The organism is Streptomyces sp. NPDC002602, assembly GCF_042889445.1.
GTDB lineage: Bacteria > Actinomycetota > Actinomycetes > Streptomycetales > Streptomycetaceae > Streptomyces.
In genome coordinates, this window is the sequence record NZ_JBIAQX010000026.1 from 25,395 (window position 1) to 43,842 (window position 18,448).

The 18,448-nt window shown below is 69.6% G+C and carries 12 protein-coding genes; 6 read left to right on the top strand and 6 right to left on the bottom strand.

The features are described 5' to 3' along the window. Positions 1-42 precede the first annotated feature (42 nt). From ACFYW3_RS36660 to ACFYW3_RS36675, 4 genes are read right to left on the bottom strand one after another with little or no spacing between them, the layout of a single operon-like run. Positions 43-1,389, bottom strand: a complete 1,347-nt coding sequence (locus ACFYW3_RS36660; RefSeq protein WP_389388680.1) for a condensation domain-containing protein — start codon at positions 1,387-1,389, stop codon at positions 43-45. A 13-nt stretch (positions 1,390-1,402) separates the two neighbouring features. Beyond that, entirely contained in the window at positions 1,403-2,239 is an 837-nt protein-coding gene (locus ACFYW3_RS36665) for a hypothetical protein (protein ID WP_389388681.1), read from the bottom strand. 26 nt (positions 2,240-2,265) lie between these two features. Beyond that, complete coding sequence (locus ACFYW3_RS36670; protein ID WP_389388682.1) at positions 2,266-3,084, bottom strand: glycosyltransferase family 2 protein; 819 nt, start codon at positions 3,082-3,084, stop codon at positions 2,266-2,268. Continuing rightward, the gene (locus tag ACFYW3_RS36675; RefSeq protein ID WP_389388683.1) at positions 3,081-4,394 is read right to left on the bottom strand and encodes a DegT/DnrJ/EryC1/StrS family aminotransferase; all 1,314 of its coding nucleotides are present in this window, start codon (positions 4,392-4,394) and stop codon (positions 3,081-3,083) included. The genes ACFYW3_RS36670 and ACFYW3_RS36675 overlap by 4 nt, the downstream gene beginning before the upstream one ends. A gap of 348 nt (positions 4,395-4,742) precedes the next feature. Here ACFYW3_RS36675 and ACFYW3_RS36680 point away from each other — a divergent pair, with 348 nt between their 5' ends. The 6 genes from ACFYW3_RS36680 to ACFYW3_RS36705 all read left to right on the top strand — a co-directional run bounded on the left by ACFYW3_RS36680 (position 4,743) and on the right by ACFYW3_RS36705 (position 14,148). Continuing rightward, entirely contained in the window at positions 4,743-6,209 is a 1,467-nt protein-coding gene (locus ACFYW3_RS36680; protein ID WP_389388684.1) for an FAD-dependent oxidoreductase, read from the top strand. Between the two features lie 755 nt (positions 6,210-6,964). Next, positions 6,965-7,633 (top strand): 4'-phosphopantetheinyl transferase, encoded by a 669-nt coding sequence (locus tag ACFYW3_RS36685; RefSeq protein ID WP_389388685.1) that lies wholly within the window; start codon positions 6,965-6,967, stop codon positions 7,631-7,633. A 245-nt stretch (positions 7,634-7,878) separates the two neighbouring features. Continuing rightward, positions 7,879-8,952, top strand: a complete 1,074-nt coding sequence (locus tag ACFYW3_RS36690) for a histidinol-phosphate transaminase (protein WP_389388686.1) — start codon at positions 7,879-7,881, stop codon at positions 8,950-8,952. A 368-nt stretch (positions 8,953-9,320) separates the two neighbouring features. Continuing rightward, positions 9,321-11,069: a carbamoyltransferase N-terminal domain-containing protein gene (locus tag ACFYW3_RS36695; protein WP_389388687.1), complete on the top strand. Its 1,749-nt coding sequence runs from the start codon at positions 9,321-9,323 to the stop codon at positions 11,067-11,069. A gap of 152 nt (positions 11,070-11,221) precedes the next feature. After that, on the top strand, positions 11,222-13,072 hold the full coding sequence (locus tag ACFYW3_RS36700) for a hypothetical protein (protein ID WP_389388688.1): 1,851 nt from the start codon (positions 11,222-11,224) through the stop codon (positions 13,070-13,072). Between the two features lie 41 nt (positions 13,073-13,113). Next, positions 13,114-14,148: a phosphotransferase family protein gene (locus tag ACFYW3_RS36705; RefSeq protein ID WP_389388689.1), complete on the top strand. Its 1,035-nt coding sequence runs from the start codon at positions 13,114-13,116 to the stop codon at positions 14,146-14,148. Between the two features lie 58 nt (positions 14,149-14,206). On the opposite strand, the gene ACFYW3_RS36710 is transcribed toward ACFYW3_RS36705, so the two are convergent. Then, on the bottom strand, positions 14,207-16,381 hold the full coding sequence (locus tag ACFYW3_RS36710; RefSeq protein WP_389388690.1) for a carbamoyltransferase: 2,175 nt from the start codon (positions 16,379-16,381) through the stop codon (positions 14,207-14,209). Between the two features lie 327 nt (positions 16,382-16,708). Then, positions 16,709-18,259 carry a PHP domain-containing protein gene (locus ACFYW3_RS36715; RefSeq protein WP_389388691.1) on the bottom strand — a complete coding sequence of 517 codons (1,551 nt, stop codon included), beginning with the start codon at positions 18,257-18,259 and terminating at the stop codon, positions 16,709-16,711. Positions 18,260-18,448: the final 189 nt, after the last annotated feature.

The window sequence follows — 18,448 nt, forward strand, 5'->3', positions numbered from 1 at the left end:
GCGTCCGGTGCCCCGGCGCCGGGCAACGCGCACTCCGCCCGGTCAGGGAGCGGGCGGCCGGAGTTCTTCGGCCAGGGCAAAGAACGCGGGCGCGTCCGCGAGCGGACCGGCGGGATCACCGGCCAGGAACTCCACGACCGACTCCAGGTCCGGCCCGACCCGCTTAGCCATCTCCTTGGAGACCGGCGGGTCGACGTAGCGCAGGGTCGCATCCACCCGGTCGGGGCGCAGGAAGAGATTCAGTAGGAACGTAGTGCCGCCGTTCTCGCAGTAGGCGTCTTCCAAGAAATCGGGGGCCTGGACAACCGAGTGGCCGTCCATGGCCTCCGGCGCCGGGGCCTCGTACATGCCGTTCAATTCGACCTCCCAAGGGCCGGGCGAGCCGGACCGCCAGCCCGTGCTCAACCCCGCCCGAAGGCAGACCTCCTCGACGGGCAGCCGGCCGAAGTGGGTCATGCGTCGGCGCAGTTCGTCGCGCCGCTCGGTGAGGTATGACCGGACGTCCTCGCACCGGCCGCTGTCGACCACGTCCACCACTTGGCTGCGCAGCAGTCCCACCACTTCGAAGCCGTGCCGGCGGTGACGGCCGCTGTGCGTGACGGCCACCCGGACCGGCACGCCGTCCGCCCGGCGGAAGTAGAGGCTGACGGCCGCCGTGACGATCTCGTACGGGGTGCAGACGTACTCCTTGGACAGGGACCGCAGCCGTTCGTTGGTGGCGTCGGACAGGCTCAGCTCCCGCTCCCGGGTCCACGCCCGGCGGCTGGGCCGCTTCCGGTCGAGCATCCACTGCGGCAGTGCAGGCGCGGAGGACTCCAGGGCCCGCAGCCAGTCGTCGTAGACCTCCAACCCGTCCTTGAGCATGGCCGCGTAGTAGTCAGCGAACTGCGGCACCTGGTCGGGACGGGGCTGGCCGCCGGGCCGGTTGTATTCGCCCCTTATCAGGTCGGTGACCGTCTCTGCGGACATCCCGTCGACACAGGCGTGATCCAGGATGCAGGCGACGAGGCAGCGCGGGCCGGGTGCGCGCCCCAGTAACACGTGCATCGACAGTTCCCGGGGAACGGTCCACCGGTTGTCCATACCTCGGACGATGCTGGCGAGTGAGTCCGTCGAGCCGTCCCAGTCCACCGTCGTCATGACCGCCTCGGTAATCTCGTCGGGCTCCCGGATCACCTGGGTCAGTTCGCCGCCGACGCCGTCGAGGGACGTGCGCAGCGCCTCGTGCGTGGCGATCGCGTGCCGCACCGCCCGTTCCAGCCGTGCGGGGTCGACCGGCCCCTCGATGATGAAGCAGTTGAACAGTCTCTTGGCCGGGACGGAGGTGTGCGGGGCCACGATGAAGTCGTGATAGACGGCCTGTCCCGCCGATGCCTTGAGCAGCTTCATATCCCATCCAATCTCAGAATGACCACGGCAGCGCCCAGAAGCCCGCCTTGGTCAGGACTCGAGCCGGGCCGGGCGGTAGCAGTGCCCGTTGCCGCAGGGCTGTCGCCAACTCGTGCCCAAAGGCGTGGTGGCCCAGGGACTTGCTCAGCACGAGGAGCTTGACGGCCTGCTCCAGCCGGGTCGACTCGGTACCGCACACAAGGTCGTCCTTCATCCACAGCCCGCGGTACTCCAGGGGCTGGTGCCGTACTGTGTCTCCCCACCCTGCGGCCGGGCGCGTTCCGGTGCTCAGATCGAGCAGGGAGTAGCCGAGACCGCGCAGCAGCGGGGAAACCACCGCCAGCGGGTACTGCCCCACGTAGTTGTCGACCAGACCGCCCGCCACGTCGATGCACACCGCGTCCCGCACCACGTCCAGGTCGGAGCTGAGCAACGCATATTCGAGGCCCTGGGTGCTGAGCCGCAGGACGTCGAACGAGTCGTGACGGGTCCGAAGCTGGCGGAGCGTCAACGATGCCACAGGGCGCCGTTCGCACACTTCGAAGCCAGCGGCGTCGCCGTACCGTGCCACCACGGCACGGTGGGGCTCCAGCAAGGAGGAGCGGTCGGGGTCCCTGGTCACCTTGAGTTCCTCGGGGCCACCGTGCACGGAGACCGCGACGGTGTCGACCACGGTGTCGCCGCGGTCCACTGTCGCGTCGGCCAGCGGGTCGCAGACGACACTGCGGACGAGACCGCTCAGCGCGTCCCATGACGCAGGGAGCCCGCGCGCGCCCGCGTCCAACACCCGGATCGGTGTGAGTTTCGAGGACAGCCACGCGAGCGTGTCGGCCACCTCCGTGCCGGACACCGGACTCGCAGGCGTTGGCGGATTGGTCACCATTCCCCCTCCACCGCGTCGTCGCGGAAGGCATTTGAGTAGCCGCCCAGCGTGTACAGCAGGGTCGGCATGTGGGTGCTCTCCATGGGCACGTCCGCCGCCACAAGAGCGCGCAGGAGTTTGTTGTCCTCGCCCACCACGTTGCGCCAGTCGTCGACGTCATACGTCTCCGGGAAGGGAACGGTCCGCAGCAGCGCCCGCTCGAAGAGCCATTCACTGGTGTCGGCGTTCCGCACCCGGCCGGGCCCGGCACCCTGCTCGACCTGGTCGCGCAGGACGTTGGACCAGGGCACGTACACACACGGCTCGCGCAGCTCCAGGTACCGGGACCGGGCGGCTTCGGCGTCGCGGACCCACGGGTGCCGCGCCTCCAGATAGGGCGTGCCGTCCTGGTGGATCAGCCGACACTGGGAGTGCACGGCCGGGCTGCCGGTCCGCCGCATGCAACGGAACAGGCTGGACAGGTGGTGCGGTTCCAGCAGGTTGTCGTCGTCGAGGAAGCTGATCAGCGCCGTCCCGGCCAGCTCCACCGCCGCGTTCCGGAGCCGGGACAGCACCGGGGGCCCCGAGACGTCCCCGGGCGACCGGGGCTGGAAGTGCCACACCATCGCGCGGTCCGGGGCCCTGTCGTTTCGTGCCATGTGCTCGGCCAGCGGCCGGTACGCTGCCTCGTCGTCATCCACCACCACGAGATGCGTCACCGGCCCCGGGAAGTCCTGTGTACGCACGGTGTCCAGACTGCGGTGCAGCAGGTCCGGACGGCCCCGGGTCACGGTGATCACGGTGATGCCCTCGGCACCCGTGGGGGCACTCATGAGCGCCTGAACACCACCTTTGCAACCGCGTTGGCGATGTCCGCCATGTCCCGCTCGTCACCGAGTAGCGTGGAGTGGTGGGTGAGGACCGAGTGGCTGGCCAGGTATTCGGCGTTCGGGAACTCGCGGCCGCGATTCTCGGCGACAAAGCGCTCTGCCAGCGGACCCAGCGTCGGCTTAGTCCACGGCCGGAGCAGTCTGCTGCGGCTGAGCGGTTCCCGTGGCGGGTAGAAGCGGACGCCGAGTTCGGCGGTGAGCGCCTCGGCTACCTCACTGTTGGACATCCCCGTGGGCAGTGGATCGAACACGATCGGCAGTTCGTAGACTGAGATCCGCGTTTGCTCGGGGTGTTGGCGCAGCAGCCGGACGCCGGGGATGCCCTCGATGAGTCCGGCAAGGACCGCGTAGTTGCGGTTCCGGATTTCGTGCTGCGCGTCCAGGGCCTCCAGTTGGGCGCAGAGCAGTGCCGCGCCGAACTCGCTGAGGCAGAGGTTGGCGCCCATCATGGTGGCGCTCTCCTCCAGCTCCAGTCCCTGGGGAGCGTCCTCGGAGGTGGTGTACCGGCGCGAGTCGGCGCGCAGCTCCTGCATCACCGAGACGAGCCGGTCGTCGTCCGTGACAACCGCGCCGCCCTCGCCCCCAGCGAGCACCTTCGACTGCTGCATGCTGAAACAGCCGATCAGCGCCAGTGAGCCGGCAGGCCGCCCGAGCCACTCGGCGCCGTGCGCCTGCGCCGCGTCCTCCACGACCCGCGCGCCGTGCGCCGCCGCCGCCGCGGAGATCTCGGGGATATCCGCCATCGCGCAAGACCAGTGCACCGGGAGCACCGCGCGCGGTTGCGCGCGGAAGTCCAGGTGCTCCGGTGCCAGGCATCCGGTCAGCGGGTCGACGTCCATCAGTACGGGCACGAGCCCGGCCCGCAACACCGCACTGGCCGTGGCGACCCAGGTGAGGCCGGGGACCAGTACACGGTCCCCGTGGTCGAGCCCCAGCGCTTCCAGGGCCACCACCAGGGCACTCGACCCGTGGTCCACCGGGACACAGTGCCGGGTCCCGACATAGTCGGCGAACATACGGGCGAACCTGCGCTCGAACAGCTCACGACCCGCCGGGCTGGTGATCGCCCAACGTTCCCCACGCAGCACCGTTTCCAAGAACAGCCCGGCATTTCGCGCCGGTACCGGCCAGGTCGGCCAGCGACGGCCAGCCGGACGCACAGGAATGCCCCCGTCGACCGCCAGCCGGTCGGCTGAGGACCGCTGGGGAACTCCGTGACCATCAACGTCGATCCGCCGAATCGACTGTCCCATTGCGTTCCCTCCGACGTCGGGATCCTCACGAAAGACCAAAACCGTCACAGGCTCGGCTGGTCCGGTGTGTCGCCAGGATGCCCGAGGAGAACCGCCGTTCAACTGGCGAACGGACACAGTTGAACGGGACAGGCGCAGCGGAATACGGGCGGCGTTGAGGATTCTTGACCGGTCCGACACCCTCGTACAGTATTCCCGTGCCGTGCGGCGCGGCCGGGTTCGGCAGCACGGAAGCACAGACGGCGCCGGGGCGTTCCGTATCCGCCGATAACGCGGTCTGACGGCCCCGATCCTTGGTGTTCCGAGGCCGCCGCCGAGCCACCAAGCCACCGAAAACTGGAGCCGTACGTGCGGATATCCGAAGGACTGCACAGTAAAGAGGACCTACCGAAGAGGTGCAGTGTCCTGGTCGTCGGGGGCGGCATGAGCGGATTAAGCACCGCCCTGGAACTCAGGGAACGGGGCTCACGCGGCGTCGTCGTCGTCGACCCCGGGCCGTTCACGGGTTTCGAGCACCGCTCCCGGACCTCGCACCCGGCGCCCCTGCCCGGCCCGCCCCCCTGGTGGCGTTCCGCCTCCCCGCACTACGCGGACCTCCCCGGTCTGACCGGTCCCCTCGGCGGTCGCTCCCGCTGCTGGCACGGCGTGCTCCTTCCGGTTGGCCGGCGCCTGCTCGCGGAGCACTGGCCGCGCGACACGGCGGACCGTCTGTTGGGCGACGGGCCCGGCTCGTACCAGGCGGTAACGCGGGAACTGCTGAACTGGCGGCGCTCTTTCGGCGATGCGCGTCCGGACCAGACGCCCGACGATCCGCGCGCGGAGCTGAAGGCCGTCTGGCCCGACCTCTCACTGCGGCCGGTCCCGCAGGCCGGGTGGTCCGTCGACGGTCCGGAAGGCCGCCTCGTCTGGGCGTACTCACCGCTCATGGCATGGGCGCGCCGCGGGCTCGCCCGGCACACCGGCCTCGAACTGCCGACTGTGGTCTCGGGCCTCCGGGCGATTCGTGTGCTGGTCGAGGAGGGACACGTGCGCGGCGTGCTATTCGCGGACTCGGCGGGCGGGTCGTGGGAAGTCCGCGCCGATGTGGTGGTTCTGGCGGCAGGCACTCTGGAGAACACCCGCCTGTACGCCCAGGCGCTCGCCGCGACCGGGGATGTCGTCACCCGGTGGCCCGGCCTGAACGACCATGTAACCCACGGCTACGCGATCCCGCTGCCGCGCGCACTCGCCAACCGGTGGACCCGCTCCGACCACCGGTTCCTCTGGTCCGACCACGAAGACGAGTTGAATGCGAACCTCTTCATGGAGGTGCATGCGGCGGGCCTTGCCGAACCGGTGCTGGACCTGTGGTGGATGGCGCAGCAGGAGGGTCCGTTCCGTGACGAGGTCCGCTTCGATCTTCCGGACGGTGCCGCCCCTGGCGGGACTACGGCCTGGTCCGGGCAGGTGACTGCTTCCTTCTCCTCGGCGGACGAGGAGCAGATCCGCCGACGGGACGAGATCACCGGCAAGCTGCTGGAGGCACTGAACGTCGAAGTCGCCGAGGAGCGGGAGTTCGTCGACTTCGATCCGGCCGCGCGCGCCGCCCTCGCCGCCAGCACGGCCCACCATTATGTCAGTCGGCTGGGTACCGTCGACCACGAGGCGGGAACGGTGCCGCTGGGACAGCGGCTGGACTTCGGCGGCCGGTCGCGCTCGGTCGGCGGCTTGTTCGTCACCGGCCCGGCTGTCTTCCCGGCAGCCGGCGCCGCAAATCCATCGCTGACCATCCTCGCCCTGGCCGCCCACACGGCGGACGCCGTCACCGGCGGCTGAGGGGGAGCAGTCATGGCCCGGTTTTTGGTACTCGGTTACGGCGGAGGGCAGGAGAGCAGTGCGCTTCCGGCGGCCGACGAGCGGGTGCTCTCCTGGTCGGGGCCGCAATACGGCGCGCCTGGGAGTGCCGCTGTCGCGGCCTGCCTCGATGCCGCCGGTATCGACTGGCGGGCTGTCGGGATGGTCGTCGACTACGATGTCGAGCCCTACCTTGCACGCCCGTGGAACCCCCTGTCGGCCGTCCCCGAGGGCATGCCCCGAGTGACGGGCAGCTGGGACGACTCGCTGCACCGGGCCAGTGCCGCGTCCTTCTCCTTCCGGGACGCGGCAGCGGCCGTCGTCCCCTGTCCCGGCACGGCCCGATGCGCACGCCGACAGCCTCTACGACATGGCCGACGGACACCTCTCGCTATGGCTCCCCCGCCCCACTCCCGCCGCCCGGTCGGCGCCCACCACCGTCCTCGGCTTCCGGCACCGTGTGTGCCGTGGTGGCTTCGGGCCATCTGCGTACGGCCTCACTTCGACAAAGCCATGGGGGTCGGCACCTCGCCCTTCGGCCAAGTACAATTTCCCGCACCTCCCGCGCACATCACCCCGCGTGGCCGACTGACGTCAGGCATTGTCCCAGAACAGCAGCCAAACTGCTGTCCGGCACAGGACGCCTTACCGGGCAGCCATGACGATCCGTGGCGGCGGGGACACACTCAGCATGGCCGGTCTTCGACGGGGAACGGGCGCCGCCGGTCGGGCCGCCCGTGATCGAGGAGCTGCTGCCCCCGGGGGTCGAACACGCCGAAGCGTTCGGCGATCTCGCGAGCGCGTGGCTGTACCCGGCGGAGGAGTCCGCCGTCGCGGGGGCGGGACCGGAGCGACGTGCGGAGTTCGCCACGGCACGCCATCTGGCTCGCCGTGCGCTCTCCCGGCTGGAGGTGGCGCCTTCCCCCCTGCTAGCGGGCCCGCGCCGGGCACCGCAGTGGCCGGCGGGGGTGGTGGGGAGCATTACACACTGCGCCAGCTACCGCGTCGCCGTGGTGGCGAGGCGGAGGGTGTTCGCCTCGCTCGGTGTCGACGCCGAACCGAACGAGCCACTGCCCGTGACCGTCCTGCGGCGTATCGCGACGGAGCGGGAGCTGGCCTGGGTCGCTGACCTCCTGGTCCGGCGGCCGGAAGTGCGTTGGGACCGGCTCCTGTTCAGTGTCAAGGAGTCCCTCTACAAGGCGTGCACCCCCCTGGCCGGGCAGTGGCCGGGGTACGACCGCACCGACATCGTCCTGGACGCCGCCGGGCTGGCCTTCAGCGCCCGACTGCTTCCCGGGCCGCGCCCCGGACTCCCTCCGTACGGCACCTTCGACGGTCGCTGGCTGGTGCGCCGCGACCTGGTACTCACCGCTGTGACCCGGTCGGAACGCCCTGGCCCCGGCTGAGAGCTGCGGGCACCGCCCGGCCGTGGCGCGCGGTGGCACCGGCAGCCTGGGGCGACCGTTGTCCGCGCCGGTATCCGTGCTGCATCATCGACCACGACATGCGCTTCCTGCGGGGACGCCGGTCCGGAACAGCGCGCAACCCGTCCGGTGACGGGACGGTCCAGCTGCTGTCACGCCCGCAGAACCTGACGCCGGTCATGAAGCGGCAGGGGCCCGCATGTTTCACCAAGTCGGAAAGGCTGTCCATGAGTGGGCTTCACACCCGGGCAACGCTGCACGACCTCGTCCCCGCGTTCGTCCGGACACCGGACCCGTCCCTGATACAACTCGCCGCCAACGAGGCGCCCTACGGACCACTGCCGTCCGTCGCGGAGGTGCTGGCCCGGGAGATCGGGCACGTGAACCGGTATCCGGACGACGGCGCCGTCGGACTGCGGCACGCGATCGCCGACTGGCTCGGCGTGGCGGGCGCAGAGGTCGCGCTCGGCGCAGGTTCGCTGGGTCTGCTGGAGCAGGTGATGCTGGCGATGTGCGACCAGGGCGGCGAATTAGTATACCCGTGGCGGTCGTTCGACGTCTACCCCCAGTTGATCCGCGTGGCCGGTGCAATACCCCGGCCGGTGCCGCTCCACGAGGAGCGCAACGACCTGGAGGCGATGCTAGCGAGCATCGGCGAGCGAACCCGGGTGGTGATCGTCTGCAACCCCAACAACCCGACCGGGCCCGCGATCGGCCGCTCGGAGCTCGAGGGCTTCCTGCGCCGACTTCCCCGGACCGTGACGGTGCTGCTGGACGAGGCGTACTTCGAGTACGTACGGGACCCCGCCGTGCCCGACGGGCTCACCCTGCTGCGGGACCATCCCAACCTCGCCGTGTTGCGCACCTTCTCCAAGGCGTACGGGCTGGCGGCCCTGCGGGTAGGCTATCTGGTGGCGCGACGGGAGATCGTCGAGGCGGTGGACAAGACGCACGTGACGTACTCGGTGAGCCGGCTCGCCCAGGCGGCGGCGCTGGCCTCGATCGGCGCTCAGGGGGAGCTGGGGGAACGGGTCGAGGCGACCGTGCGGGAGCGCGGCAGGGTGCGCGACACCCTGCTCTCCCAGGGGTGGCAAGTGCCGGTGAGCGAGGGCAACTTCGTGTGGCTGCGGCTCGGCGCCGCCAGTCAAAGCTTTGGGAAGGACCTCGAACGGTTCGGTGTCGCGGTCAAGGTGGTACCGGACGAGGGCGTGCGAATGACCATCGGTACCCACGAGGAGAACGACGTCTTCCTGGAGGCGGCCGGCGCGGTCCGCGAAGCCGCCCTGTCCACCGGCGGATGACCGCCGGGTGACAGACACGTTCAACTGGCGCCGCCGGGCAGTTGAACGGCCCCGGCCCGGAGTGCGCGTACCGCGGGTGTTCAGGAGGCCGGCGATCGCCGTGCTGCCTTCGGTCGTCCGGGGTTAGTGTGGTCCCCGCGGCCGGGCGGCGAGTCGCCGGTTGTGCCGCCGTTCGGGACTCTCCCGCCGTGCGGACACCGCCCACTGGGGCCGACGGGACACCAGGCGAGGCGGGCGGGCCGCCCGCGGGCCGACGACCCGCCGCTCCGTCCTCTGAGCAGGCCGCCGCCGAGGCCCCGGCCCGGTCCACGGGTGCACGCCACGACGGGCCGCTTGACACGCAGGGCGATACTGAAGGGCATTTTGCCATGCTGACGCTCGGAATCTCCGCCTATTACCACGACGCCGCAGCCTGCCTCCTCTCCGACGGCCGCATTCTCGGAGCGGCCCAGGAGGAGCGGTTCACCCGCCAGAAGTACGACTCCGCCTTGCCGGTCAACGCCGTCCGCTACTGCCTGGAAGAGGCCGGGGCCACCATCGCCGACGTAGACCGGCTGGCCTTCTACGAGATCCCCCAGCACAAGCGGTCCCGGCAGGAATGGCAGGCCGCCCGGCGCACCGCGGGCGCCGAGGTCAGGGTGACCGCCCAGGACACCGAGGCCCGGCTGCGCGACGGTCTGCAATGGACCCGCGAGATCCACTTCGTGGACCACCACCGGGCGCACGCGGCCAGCGCCTACTACGTCTCTGGTTTCGACGACGCCGCGGTGCTCGTCTGCGACGCGGTCGGCGAGTGGGACACAACCACGTTCTGGCACGGGCAGGGCCCGGACCTGACCCGGCTCGGCGGGATCCGCTTCCCCGATTCTCTGGGCCTGTTCTACTCCTGCCTGACCTCGTATTTGGGCTACCGCCCGAACTCGGACGAGTACAAGGTTATGGGCCTGGCGAGTTACGGGAAGCCCACGTACGAGGCAAGCCTGCAAACGCTGCTGAAGCTCGACGGCGGCGGATTCACAATGGACACGGAGGTGCTGGACTTCATCAGCGAGCCCGAGGGCCACCGGAGCAACCTTGCCGAACTGCTCGGTGTCCCGGCCCGCCGTCCGGGCCAGCCCGTGCTGCCCCAACACGCGGACATCGCCGCGTCAGGCCAGGCGGTCCTGGAGTCGGCGGTGTCCGCCCTCCTCGACTGGCTCTCCCGGCAGCGGACGACCACGAACCTCTGCCTCGCCGGCGGAGTCGCGCTGAATTGCCGTGCCAACGCAGTCGCGTTCGAGGGGTCACCGTTCACCCGCATGTTCGTCCAGCCAGCGGCCGGGGACGCGGGCACTGCCCTCGGCGCGGCGCTGTGCGCCGAACCGCCCGGGACCCGTGCTGCCACCGGGCCGATGCGGCACGCCTACCTCGGCCCCCGGTACAGCAGTGACGCCATCGCCAAGCTGTTGACCGGCGCCGGAGTGCCCTTCCGGGACTTCCGAAACGACGAGGAAGGGCTCGTGGACGCGGTGGCCGGGGCCCTCGCCGATGGCCGCACCGTGGGCTGGTACTACGGGCGGATGGAGTTCGGGCCCAGGGCCCTGGGCGCGCGCTCGATCCTGGCCGATCCCCGCCGGGAGGACATGCGGGACCGGGTGAACAGCAAGATCAAATGGCGTGAGGAGTTCCGGCCCTTCGCCCCGGCGGTGCCGGAAGAACGGGCGGAAGAGTACTTCGTCATGGGACGCACATCACCGTTCATGGTCGATCTGTTCACGGTGCGGCAGCCGGACGTCCTCGGTGCGGTGACCCATGTCGACGGCACAGCCCGCGTGCAGACCGTGAACGCCGCCGTGGCCCCCCGCTACCACCGGCTGCTGGAGCGCTTCGGGGCGCTAACCGGTGTACCGGTGCTGCTCAACACCTCCTTCAATCTGAGCGACGAGCCCGTGGTCTGCACTCCGGTCGACGCGCTGCGCACCTTCCTGCGCTCCTCCCTGGACCTGCTGTGCCTGGAGGACGTACTGGTCGATGCGGCGTCGATCGCCGAGGAACTGCGGGAGGCCGCGGTGGAGGAGCACCGCTTCGTGGCCGGCGCAGGGCTCCAGCAAAGCGGAGAACTGTACAGCTTCTTCTGATGCGAGCGGGTGCTCGCATCAGGCGCGGATCTCCCGGTGCGCCGCGCGAGACGACCTCGACAGACCAGCGAAGGGTGTGAGAGATGGGTACGGTCCGCCGAATCCTGGACGAGGGCTTCGGCCCCTGGGCGCTATCGGAGGATGGGACCTGCTTGGTCCGCCGAGACGACCGGCCACCGGGCGAGTTCCCCAGGCAGAGCGGCTGCTGGTCCCGGGACGAGCAGATCCCGGTCGAGCCGCGCAAGCCGTTCCGGGTCGCCGTCGTCGGTGAATCGGTCGCCCGGGGCTTCCTGCTCGACCCGATCGTCACGCTACCCGACCTGTGCCGAGTAGCGTTTCGGGAGGCCGGCCTCGACGACCGGCTGGAGCTGATCGACTTCACCGTCAACGGGCTCTCGGCCGCGGGCGCGACGAAGCTGTGCCGGGCCGCCACGGAACTGCAGTGTGCGATGATCGTCCTCTATGTAGGCAACAACTTCCCCCGTTCCACCCCGTGGCTCGACGACCCGGAGACCCGGCAGGACGCCGCCCGGACCTTCACCGACCGCGGGTACGCGGACTACCTGGCCGCCCGCCGGGAAGCCATGACCGCGTTCGCCCGGAACTTCTGCCAGGAGGTGGAAGAGGTGTGCCGGACGGCGGGGATTCCACTGGTCGTGGTGGCCCCGGCCACCAACCAGCTCGACTGGCACGCCCCCTGGGTGGTGCCGACCTGGTTGCCCGAGGACCGGCTGGCCGAGTGGACGGCGACGCGCCGCCGTCTGGACGAGCCAGCCGACGATGAGGCGGCCGGGGACCCGGCCCGGTGCCTGGCCCTGGCCGAGCGGATGACGGTCCTGGACGGCGGCACCACGGCACGGCCCATGGAGATCGCCGGCCGCTTCCTGGTTCGGCTCGGACGCGAGGCCGAAGGCGTCGCACTGCTGAGCCGGGCCGTGAGCACCGGCATCGACCCGGCGAACTACGAACGGCGTTGTCCGGCCGAGGTCGCCGAGGAGTTGCGGCTGCTCGGCCGGGCGGTCGGCTGCCGCCTCGTCGATGTCCCTGCCCGCGCCCGCGAGCGGTACGGCATCGCCGCGCTGGGCCGGGAGATCTTCCTCGACTACTGCCACCACACGCTGGATTCGCTGCGGGACGTCGCGGCCGACGTCGTGGCCGAGATCTGCGCTGGACTCGATATGGCACCGGCGCCCGGCTGGCCCGAGCGGCTCGTGCGGGCGGTGTCCCCGCCCGCACGGGAGGTGGCCGCTGCCTATGTGCTGTCCGCGTTGCACAACCAGCACTGGGGACAGTCCGCAGACGTCGTCGAGCACTGGTTGCGGTGTGCCGTGCGGACCGATCCGACGTGCGTAGAGGATCTGGCCACGTACTTCACCATGTCCCTGCCGGAGACGCATTTCTGGCTGCTGGGAGACTCGCTCGCGGCCCGCTCGGACCGCATGTACTGGTTCCTGAAGAACTTCTCCCATCTGCCCGTGCTCGACGCCCAATTCGCCGAGCGGGCCCTTCGGTCGCTCCCCGAGGACGGCAGACAGCGCCTGGCGAAGGAGCTGGACGCCCTCTGGCGAGAGCTGCGGGTCGAGCAACGCGGTGACGTCAATCTGCTGGACACTTTCTGGCGGGAACGGGACAGCGGGCCCCGGCCGTTCACCGTCGTCGCGGGGGAGAACGCCCCGGTCAGCCGCTACGGATTTCTCACCTCGGGAAAGCTGTCCCTCACCCTGGACGTCGTCCTCGTCGCGGGGCCCGGTATCAGCGGCGGTCGGTTCGACATATGGCTCAACGACCATCCCTGCTACGCCGGTGAGGTGACGACCGAATGGCGGCACGAGCGGATCGTGCTGCCGCCCTCCCTTTTGCGGGCCGGCGCCAACGAACTGACGTGCACCTGGACCACCGCCAGCCGCAACCCGGATGTCGCCACCGCCGCAGTCTCCACCTTCGGCACCGGTCCGGAGAACCAGCACCTGATCCGCCTGGCGCGGATGCGGCTGACCCCGTGAGCGCCCCGGTCGCCCCGGGCGGCCCCCACTACCCTTACGGCATGACGATGCCCAAGCTGCAGGAGCGCCTGAAGCACGTCTGCGCCGCGGCGATGCTGGTGCCGCACGGCCCACCGCGCCTAATCGAGAGCCAGTCCAACGACGCCTGGGCACTTGACGACACCCGGCTGGGCCCAGTCGTCCTGCGCATCTGCTGGCGCGGCGACATCGGCCGGATGGCGCGAGAGACCGCGGTCCTTCAGCAGTTGCCGGACTCCGTGCGCCGCCCCGAGGTGGTGGGCCACGGCGTCCTCACCGTGCATGGTCATCCGTTGTCATACTCTCTCACCCGTCGGCTAACCGGACGGTCCCTGGCTGAGGCCTGGCCGGGATTGACCACGGCCGAGCGCCGTGCGGCGATCCACCAGACGGCCTCAATGCTGCAGGAGCTGCACGGCTGGGTGCCCCCGGCTGCCCTGGCGGACGTACTGCGCGCCCGCCCCGGTCTGGCAGCGGCGACCGCCGACGACCTGGTGGGCGCGGACATTGCCCCCCTGCCCGTGTCCCGGGCGGTGCGTCTCGCGGAGCACGTGGCCCGGATGCCGTACGTCGACAAGGGGCTCATGGTGGCGGCGGTACGTCTGCTGAGGACGCTCGGGGACCCTGAGCCGGCCGTGGACGACCCCGGGCGGAGCGGGCTGGTCCACGGTGACCTCAACCTGAGCAACCTGTTGTGGACGCCGGACGGTACCGTCTCGCTGCTCGACTTCGAGTGGACCCGGATTGCATTGCCCTCGCTGGACCTCATGCGGATGTGTGAATACGCCGACGATGCGGTTGGCGGCACCGGCACGTATCCGTCAGTGCTGCGGATGTTGGAGGAGGAGTACCCGGACCTGTTCCGCGCCGAGGGCGTCGCCCGGCACGTCCGGCTGTACGTACTGGCCTACTCGGTACGGTCGCTGGCCATCGCCCCGCCCGATGGGCCCGCCGCCTCCCTCCCGCCCGGCCACGCGCTGCACCGGGTACGGCGCATCATCGCCGACCGGTGGCCCGCCCCCGGCGCGCTGCCGGACTCGCTCGTGGCCGCTGCCTGAGGCGGGCGGCGGCCACGGCGTGAGGAGAGGGCACCGGATCCTCCCGGTGCCCGCGGGGTCACCCTTCGGCGGGCTGCCAGTACCGAGCGTAGGCCGCCGGTATGCCGGGCGGCGGTGCCTTGTGGACGTAGAGGACGTCCCGGGCCCGCACGACCTGTCCCGTCGGGTCCACCCAGTAGAGGTCGTCGGTGCCGGCCTCGATGAGTCGGCGCGAGACATCCGCCGTCCCGGAGTGGTACACCTCCGGGTCGAAGACAAACTTGTCTGCGCCCCACGGCACCAAGAAAACGGCCTGCGGCCACTTTCTGGCGATCTCGAACAGCGTGTCCTCGCCGTCCACCCGCAGCACCTCACCGGCGAAACGCGGTGGTGTCTCTCCCTGCCCGATGGCGCAGAGCGCCGACGTGGTCAGGATCTGCTCGCGGCCAAGGACGTCTACCGTGCGCTGCGCGTGGTCGGCCTCCGGAAGTGCCACCAGAAGTGTCGGCTGGTCGGGGAGACCGCGGCAGTTGATGCGCAGCGGATCGAGATCGCCCACCCGCGCCTCGCTCTTGTCCTCAAACACCCAGTCCCCGATGACCAGGACGTCCATGCCCGAGGACACGAACAAGCGGAGCGCCTGTTCGCACGTCTGCACAATCGGCTCCCCCTTATCGTTGAACGAGGTGTTTAGCACCATTCCCATCCCGGTACGCCCCTTAAATGCGCGGATGAGCTGAGAGAAGAGCGGGTTGAACGACTCGCCGACCGTGCCGACCCGCGCCGTCCCGTCGACGTGACAGACCGAGTCAAGAGTCTCCCGCCACTCCTCGCGCAGCGGCGCGACGACGGTCATGTACGGCAGCGGCTCGGTCGCCTCGAAGTAGGTGCTCAGGTCCTCCTCCAGCACCGACGGCGCGAACGGCCGCCAGTTCTCGCGGTGTTTGACCTCCGCGTTGATCCTGGTCTTGATGCCCGGCGTGGCGGGATTGCCAAGGATCGAGCGGTTGCCGAGGGCCCGCGGGCCCATCTCGCTCCGGCCCTGGATCCATCCCACGATCTGCCCGGCCGCGAGCCGCTCCGCGGCGAAGGCGGCCGGGTCGTCGCACTGGACTCCCTCGATACCGGCGGCAGCCGCCGCCTCGCCCACCCGGTCCAGGTCGATCTCCCGCCCGAGGAACGGGTGGCTCATCTCCCAGTGGTGGCGTGCGCCCGGCCGCACGCGCTGGTGATAGGTATAGAGCGCCGCGCCCAACGCCGCGCCCGCGTCGGTCACCTGGGGATAGACCGCGATGTGCGGGAAGACACCCTCCTTGCGGATGAGACCGTTGGCGACCGAGTTCAGGGCGACGCCGCCGGTGACCAGCAAAGCGTTCGTCCCGGTCCGCTTCCGCAGGGTGGTGGCGAGGGCAAGCATCACGCGTTCGCACACGTACTGCCCGGCTGCCGCCACGTCCTTGTGGTGCTGCCTAATCTCATCGTCGCGCCCCCGGCGCGGCCCGAACCGCCCCTCGAAGACCCGGGCCACCAGTTCCGGTGTGGAGTAGGAAAAGGTGCCATTCGTCAGTGCTTCGTCGAACCGGAACAGGCCGTCTTCGCCGACCTGGAGGAGGCCGGAGAGGTCGGGCGCGTACCGCTCGGGATCGCCGTAGGCCGCGAGCGCCATGGTCTTCCCCTCTTCCCCGAAGCCCCAGCCGAGCCAGTTCGTCACGGCTTCGTAGAAGCGGCCGAGCGAATGCGGAAGACCGATGGTCTCCAGGATTCCGATGCCATCCCGTCGTGTGCAGTGCGCCAGCATGGCCGTGTCGGCTTCCCCGCTGCAGTCGAGGCTGAGCACGGCGGCGGCGTCGAATGGACTCGTATGGAAGACGCTGGCGACGTGACTCACATGGTGCCGGACATTGACGACCCGGTCCTCGCCGAACCCGGCAGCGGTTAGCAGCCGGTGGAAAGTCGGGTGCCGCCACGTCACGTTCTTCGTGGCCTTCTCCAGTGCCTCCCCGGTCAGATACTCGCGGGCCTGCCGCAGCCGCTCGGGCACAAGGCCGTGGTCCCCGCAGGTCGCCACCAGATCGACGTCACCGGGGGCGATGCCGTGCTCTGCGAGACCCTCGAACAAAACCGTCAGATCGCTCGACCTGCCGTGCTTCACACGGTTGAACCGTTCCTGTTCGTAGACGAATAGCGGCTGCCCGTCCTTGACCAGCGCGAAGCACGCGTCGTGCTCCCCCGCCTTAGCGCCGAGCACGATCATTGCGACCACCTCATGCCGTTAGTAGGTCGGTGCCCCCGGCCGAGGGAACCGTCCGATTGCTGCCGCACCACACATCTCGAAGCCACGTGGCCCTCAAAGAATGTCCGTCCGAGCAGGGAGAGAGGATGAGTTCGTAGAAGACGTAAAGGACATGCGTCAACAATTTCCGACGTATTGCGGCCCACGTCTTCTTGCTTCAGCGGCCTGCGCATTCAGATGGTCAGAGAATGTGTCGCTACGAGGCCGACGCACATCTTGGAAGGCTTCTTACTCCTTCTTCCGAGCTGGAATTTTAGGTCCGTTCATTGCCGCCGCAAGCTGCGCAGATCACTCCGGGAACACCCAGATCGGATTGGCGTAGAACCACAGATCCGTCCAGGGGTCCTGATCTCCGTCCACGTCCATCGCCGGCCCGTACGGATCGATGTCGGCGCCCAGCAGGCCGGGCCGTGAGCGGTTGCCGTCGGTGCCGCGCAGACGCACATAGTACGGCTCGTCCACCCGCCCTAGGCTGACGCGCACCGAAAGCTTCCGGTCGCCGGGGCGGACCTCGAACGACGTGATCACCCGGGTCTGCGGGGCGATGAAGGAGTCGCGGTCGGCCGCCGGGCCGGTGACCGCTCCCCGAATCAGGTCGACGCGGGCCAGCCTCGGAACGAACTGGGCCCAGTTCGGTTTCGTTGGCAGCGCGATCTCAAGTAGCAGTTCCACTGGGGTGCCGCGCCGGGCCGTGAGCGTGCCGCCGAGCAAGGCCCCCGACCCGGGAGGACCGCTGGCCACCCGGACCCGTGCGTCGACCGAGTCGACCAGACCGCCGTGGTCGACCCAGACCCGGCCGGAGCGCAGGCCGTCCATAACGGCGCGGTAGCCAAACTCCGTCGCGCCGACATGGGTCCTGGAGTAGAAGCCGGGCCAGAAGTCGCCGTCGATGACGGGCTGCGGGGTGTAAACGGGATCGTTGTTGCGCCCGTTGGCGGCGAAGTCGCTGCCGGGGCCCGTCCGGGCGTGGTCCAGGTGTACGGCGTGGGCGTCGGAGTTCGCAGTGATCCACCAGGGTCGGCCCTCGGCCAGCATGCTGTCCCACAGCCCACCGACGGTCGAGGTCATCCAGTCGAATCCGCCCCAAGACCGGTAGGCATCCAGCGGAAATCCCGGAAACGACGCAGCAGTCGGATTCAGGTAGTAATAGCCCCGGGCGCCACCGAATCCGTGCGGTTTCGGAATGCCGCCCGCCTGGTGGCCGGGCGCACCTTCCATACCGATGGCCACACTCGGGTCGGCGTCCCGCCAGGCACGGAGTTCGTGCGGGGAGTCCAGGCCTCGGTGGGAGGGATGGTTGGCCAGCATGAGCGCCGCGTCCACGTGCCGTCGCCGCACTTGGTCACCGAGGTAGGCGATCCCTGCGACCGCCCTCGCCTCGTTCTCCTCCGCAGTGTGGGCGGCCAGCATCCGCGAGCCGTCGTAGACCTGCTCGAACTCCTTGAGCACGGTCACTTCGTTCGGTCCTGGTGACACGAAGACCGTCCCGTGTTCCGCATTCGGTATGTTCCATTCGAGCCCCTGGAAGACCAGCAGGTCCGGCAGTTCGGCCCGGGCGCAGACGATCTCGGGGTGTACCGCGTCGACGCCGATTCTGCTGTGCTGGTGCCCGCCGTGATCGGTGATGACGAGCCAGTCGAGGCCATAGGCCCGTGCGTGCCTGGCCTGGTCGATCACCCGGTACACGCCGTCCGCGCTGTATTGGGTGTGCACGTGGTGGTCTCCGGCCAGCCAGCGGACCGCGCGCCCGTCGCCGGGCGCCGCCTTGTGGCGGGAGCCGTTCCGCCCGCCCGCCCGCGGGCCCTGATCCTGGTCGTCACCGTGCTGGCTCTGCGACACCGAACAACTCCTCTGGGTGGGGGTCCGGGCGCCATGCTACGAGTGCCGATACGACTGGAAACAGAAATCCCGTCTTAATTTCATGAACGGCATGCGAGCAAATTCCGCAATCTTTGTCAAGGTGCGTTCAACTGCCTCCGGGCAGCAGTTGAACAATGCACTCCGCCGGTCCTTCGGTAATGCCGTGCC

Bases quoted from the DNA above. Each gene is read 5' to 3' on its own strand.
- ACFYW3_RS36660 (WP_389388680.1), bottom strand. From the start codon at position 1,389: ATGAAGCTGCTCAAGGCATCGGCGGGACAGGCCGTCTATCACGACTTC.
- ACFYW3_RS36670 (WP_389388682.1), bottom strand. From the start codon at position 3,084: ATGAGTGCCCCCACGGGTGCCGAGGGCATCACCGTGATCACCGTGACC.
- ACFYW3_RS36675 (WP_389388683.1), bottom strand. From the start codon at position 4,394: ATGGGACAGTCGATTCGGCGGATCGACGTTGATGGTCACGGAGTTCCC.
- ACFYW3_RS36690 (WP_389388686.1), top strand. From the start codon at position 7,879: ATGAGTGGGCTTCACACCCGGGCAACGCTGCACGACCTCGTCCCCGCG.
- ACFYW3_RS36695 (WP_389388687.1), top strand. From the start codon at position 9,321: ATGCTGACGCTCGGAATCTCCGCCTATTACCACGACGCCGCAGCCTGC.
- ACFYW3_RS36705 (WP_389388689.1), top strand. From the start codon at position 13,114: ATGACGATGCCCAAGCTGCAGGAGCGCCTGAAGCACGTCTGCGCCGCG.
- ACFYW3_RS36710 (WP_389388690.1), bottom strand. From the start codon at position 16,381: ATGATCGTGCTCGGCGCTAAGGCGGGGGAGCACGACGCGTGCTTCGCG.